The sequence below is a fragment of the Methanohalobium sp. genome (genome assembly GCF_018609725.1).
Taxonomy (GTDB): Archaea; Halobacteriota; Methanosarcinia; order Methanosarcinales; family Methanosarcinaceae; genus Methanohalobium.
Genome location: NZ_JAHENT010000103.1, coordinates 1 through 4280 on the forward strand (window position 1 = coordinate 1; position 4280 = coordinate 4280).

Sequence of the window (4280 nt, forward strand, 5' to 3'; positions counted from 1 at the left end):
CACAATTACAGCAGTCCTGAGAGGTATAGGATTCATCAATTTCTATTATCCTTTTGCCTATTCTTTGTGATTTATAGGCTTCTTAAATCGCAGATTTAAGAATAACTCTAAATCTTTGATTTAGAGTGTCAGAAATTGAGCAAATCGTCCGATATGACCTGAATTGTGAGTACTGCGGTGTGTACTTTTATCGGATTTTTTTGTCCCCTTTCTCGCTCGATGCCGTCAGTTTGGCTGACAAATCACCGATTATTATCACTTTTGCATCAGTATTGTCAACAATGTTCCTCGTCTCCTTGTGCAGGAAGTCTTTTAGCTGGTTAGAGGATTTCTGTTTCATCCTGTTCAGGTTGCGCTTCAACCTGTAATTTCTTACTGTATCTCTTGCAGAGGTCTAATCTGGATTGTATCTGCTGAATATTAGGCTGCCAGTATTTATCAGGTCATTTGTTAATTATTTCACTAAGATTCCCGTCAGAATCGACCATGGTATGTTTGCTGACTCCAATATCCATTGCCAGATACTTATCATTGTGTTTGAAATCCAGACAGGGTATATTGTATGTAATACTGAGATAATACCCACCATATTTTTCGGGTGGATTTCGATTTGTTTAATTTAGTCAGCTATTCTTAGAATCCTGTCATAAACGATTTTAGCAGGCAAACCAAACTTCAGTTCAGTTTCTGATGGGTAATTATGTGAAAAACTGATGAAAACTTCATCATCTTCAGTATATTCAGGCTCGCTTTTACTATACAGATGATTGGTAGTATCGATACTTTTATAGGTTATAGTATTACCTTTAGAATCAGTAATTTCAAATCCTGATTGGTTGTAGGTCATTGTGAAGAAATAGTCTTTACCTCTAAATTTAGGCGGTTTTGCGTTTTCCTCACCATTTTTTCTCAAAGAGAAGAACGATTTGTAGTTAGCATCGAGCTTTTTTAATACAGACTGCAACACCTTGGAGTAAACCCACTTATATTCTGGATACTGTTCCTTGGTTTGGGTAAATCGTTCTGCTGCTTACTGTAGCTTATCTTGATATTATTCTTATAAGCATCTTTGCGTTCAGCAAGTGCAAAATTGTACAGTAACCTGCATTTCTCGGATAGAATCCACAACAATTCTTCCTGTTGTGATGTGGGTATGATCCTTATCGGCAACGTCTGATACATAGCTTTTAATTTGTCCTGTTGATATTTGTAAGTTATTGACCGTTAGCGATTTTATAATAAAAAATATATTCATTAGACGCTCTCATCTCCCAGCTGTTGCAGGGAGATTTCACGCTCCAGAGTTAAAAACCTGTGCTGATTCTTTTTCTTAAGCCTTGACTGGTAAAATCTAATAGAACGTAAAAATCAGTTTTTCTAAATAAAGGCCAGAATGGAGCGCAGAATTACGTGGCGCATTCATTCCCGTTAGATTGCCAGGGTAGGAAATTGGATATTCTTTCGTTACCGCCGGTTCTTATTATCAAATCAACATTTGAGACTGAGGGATCTCAGGCTGGATACATATATTCAGAAATGGTTGATTCGTTTATGTCATCCAACTCAAAGTAGCCGTTTGATATTTTTTCTGGACATTTCCTTAACAGCCTGAACAATGTTCTGTCTCCCTCCATAGGCAAGAGCAACATTTAACTTAAAATTCTCATAATTGCATGTAGCGGTTTCAGCTTTTTCTATAGATTCTTGAAGGTGTAAGGATAACCGTTCAATGTCACCCTATTGCTCTTATTTTCATTCTGCGCTCATGAGTGCATTCATCATCTATGATTTCATTGAATTTGAGACTTATCAATTCAAACAGTTTTTCAGTTTCATGCTTTTGTCTGTTGAAATTTTCAGTAGAAAAAGCATAGATTGTCAATTCTTTTACACCGATTTCACATGACCATTCAATAATCTTTTCTGTAATATCTGAACCTTTCCTATGCCCGTAATAGCTATTTTTTCCTATATGCTGGGCAAATCTTCTGTTTCCATCCATTATAATAGCTATGTGTTCAGGTACTGGAAGGTTTTTTATTTACCTGTGTGAGAAGTTTTTCATGACTTTTGTAAATATAACTCCAGCATAGTATCAAGCGTGACGTCTTTTTGGTACAAATTATATTTGTGCAGGAATATAACGAGGTAAACGTAAAGGTAAACGTGTATGAGAAATCAATAATTTTCAATAACCGATCTGACAATTTCTCTGTAGTCTTCTTTGAGCATGTATACGTTATGATCACCGGTGACGTCAATACTTAGAATACCAAGTCTTGTATTCATGAGTCCCACCATGGCAGATACTCCTCGATAACTCACATCAAAATTATGGTTGCGGAGGTATTCATATACGTCACCGGTGGTGTATGCACCATCTTCTAAAAATAGTTTAAGTACTGCTTTACGTATTCCGGTACTATCGCGACTAAGATACTTGGTTAACCTTGATCTTACTCGCTCTTCTATCGTTTCCAGTACAAACACCTCTGAACCAATTATAGATTTTTTTACCTTATAAAACTATGGTAATTTAACCTGAGACTATTGAAACCATTAGGAATGCGAACAGTCTAACATCGTCTTTATTTATAAATTTTGGTATTTAAACTGGTATGGTTTCAACAATCAATCCGTTTTTTAATGGATACCTCTCAATTATTGTTGTGTTGCATCCTGTATTTTTCAATTTATCTGCAGTATCTTCAAGTATCCACCATGCAATCTCGATATCTGTGTTATTTATTTCATACATATCTTCAGGAACTTCAAATTCTTTCAACATATTTATGGTATTTTCCAATTTAGTGTTTTCAATTAAACCATATACAACAGTACCATCTTCTGTTATATCATCAAATGGGCGCGCTGTTTTTTCAGCAGTACGAATTAACCGCCTTTTAAATTGTACAGCATCTTTGTAGCTGGATGAACAAAAATGAATACTGGTATTCTGATAATTTTCAGCCAAATTTTTAGCCAGTTCTCTGGAGTTGGATGCAGCGTTTGATGTGTCATTACGAAGGCTATATGATTGTTTTTTCAATTCATTCGAATTGGTGTCTGTAAATTCAAGCTCGTTAAGGTTAAGGAACCCATCTGTATTCTGGATGAACTCTGCTATATATTCAGCGTTTTCTATTGCAGGTATTTCAATACCTGCATCCAGCCCTATATTCATAGCATTTTTGAAAGAATCTGGAAACTGTGACCTATCCAATGTATCCCATATCTCCTGTGGGGGATGGAACCTGATTTCATCAAGTCCGGCATTTTTGAGTCTTGTCAATGTGTCCTTATCCACAGCGATAGAGGTGTATAGATGAATATGATGACTTTCTCCGAATTCGGATTTTAAAAGGGATATATAGTATATTGTACGCTCGGGTTTATAAAGAGGTTCGCCACCTGTGATACCTGTACCGAGTGCATTCATCTGTAAAACTTCATTGGTAATGTCTTTGTCGGAATACACTATTGTTTCGTTTGCATAGACAGTATCTTCTTTGCGTTCTTCTGAAAGAGGGCAATAATAACAATTTCTTCCACATACACCAGTGACAAAAAGAACCATCTTGGCTCCCATTTGACAAATTCGGCATCCTTCAGATATATAGTTATAAAAGGAGTCTTCATCTCCTGATATTATATTTTTCATATTGGTTTCAATGTATTTATCAGATTTATATATAGTTTGACATTCATTATCGTATTATTGGTTATAATAGATTCATGAGAAATAGTTTAATTTTATACAATATCTATCTATAACGTATTGTTTGCAACAGATAATTTAGTAGTAATAGATAATGAAAGATGTAACCTGTGTAGGAATTCTGACTGCTCTCTTACGAGTAAACTCGTGAGGTTCTCTTGAACCTCGAGAGCCTCAACCTTTGACGGGGTTGAGCGTTTGCTGGTTCATAGACGGTACTTGCGAACTGATACCGGGACCAGTCGTAGAGGTACCATCTCCACAGCCGTTGATTCCCGCGAGCCCCACGGTATGCCTTAATACTGATTATACGTTTTAAAACTATATAAATTTTATCTGATGATAGCGATTTTTATGTTTATCATAAACTTATCAAACATCAACGGGGTTGTTTCATCAATCTTTAAACAACTTAAATCAAAGACTCTTTAAACTACAGTTTAAAGATATTGGTAAATTTCAATTTACCAAGTTTAAGTTTAACTCTAAATTTTCAATTTAGAGTGTTTTGATTTAAGGAGGCGGTTAGAAACCGTTGGCTTTCACGTACCCCTGTTGCCCC

The 4280-nt window shown here is 35.8% G+C and carries 8 protein-coding genes and 1 pseudogene; all 9 read right to left on the reverse strand.

Features of this window, described 5'->3' with window-relative positions:
- Positions 1 to 187: 187 nt before the first annotated feature.
- Entirely contained in the window at positions 188 to 361 is a 174-nt protein-coding gene (locus QZ276_RS06795; RefSeq protein ID WP_292486503.1) for a hypothetical protein, read from the reverse strand.
- A 258-nt stretch (positions 362 to 619) separates the two neighbouring features.
- Complete coding sequence (locus QZ276_RS06800) at positions 620 to 964, reverse strand: hypothetical protein (RefSeq protein WP_292486505.1); 345 nt, start codon at positions 962 to 964, stop codon at positions 620 to 622.
- Entirely contained in the window at positions 949 to 1182 is a 234-nt protein-coding gene (locus tag QZ276_RS06805; protein WP_292486507.1) for a helix-turn-helix domain-containing protein, read from the reverse strand. The genes QZ276_RS06800 and QZ276_RS06805 overlap by 16 nt, the downstream gene beginning before the upstream one ends.
- 224 nt (positions 1183 to 1406) lie before the next feature.
- Positions 1407 to 1487, reverse strand: coding sequence for an undecaprenyl diphosphate synthase family protein (locus tag QZ276_RS11470; RefSeq protein WP_342765709.1), 81 nt, complete (start codon positions 1485 to 1487; stop codon positions 1407 to 1409).
- A gap of 24 nt (positions 1488 to 1511) precedes the next feature.
- Positions 1512 to 1649, reverse strand: coding sequence for a hypothetical protein (locus tag QZ276_RS06810; protein WP_292486509.1), 138 nt, complete (start codon positions 1647 to 1649; stop codon positions 1512 to 1514).
- Positions 1642 to 1731 (reverse strand): annotated as a pseudogene (locus QZ276_RS11475) (UDP pyrophosphate synthase); the annotation flags it as partial. The pseudogene QZ276_RS11475 and the gene QZ276_RS06810, both read right to left, overlap by 8 nt.
- A 1-nt stretch (position 1732) precedes the next feature.
- A complete protein-coding gene (locus QZ276_RS06820) occupies positions 1733 to 2002 on the reverse strand; it encodes an undecaprenyl diphosphate synthase family protein (RefSeq protein ID WP_292486511.1) in 270 nt (89 codons plus the stop codon).
- 176 nt (positions 2003 to 2178) lie between these two features.
- Complete coding sequence (locus tag QZ276_RS06825) at positions 2179 to 2490, reverse strand: DUF2551 domain-containing protein (RefSeq protein ID WP_292486513.1); 312 nt, start codon at positions 2488 to 2490, stop codon at positions 2179 to 2181.
- Positions 2491 to 2608: 118 nt separating this feature from the next.
- A complete protein-coding gene (locus QZ276_RS06830; RefSeq protein ID WP_292486515.1) occupies positions 2609 to 3661 on the reverse strand; it encodes a radical SAM protein in 1053 nt (350 codons plus the stop codon).
- Between the last annotated feature and the right edge of the window lie 619 nt (positions 3662 to 4280).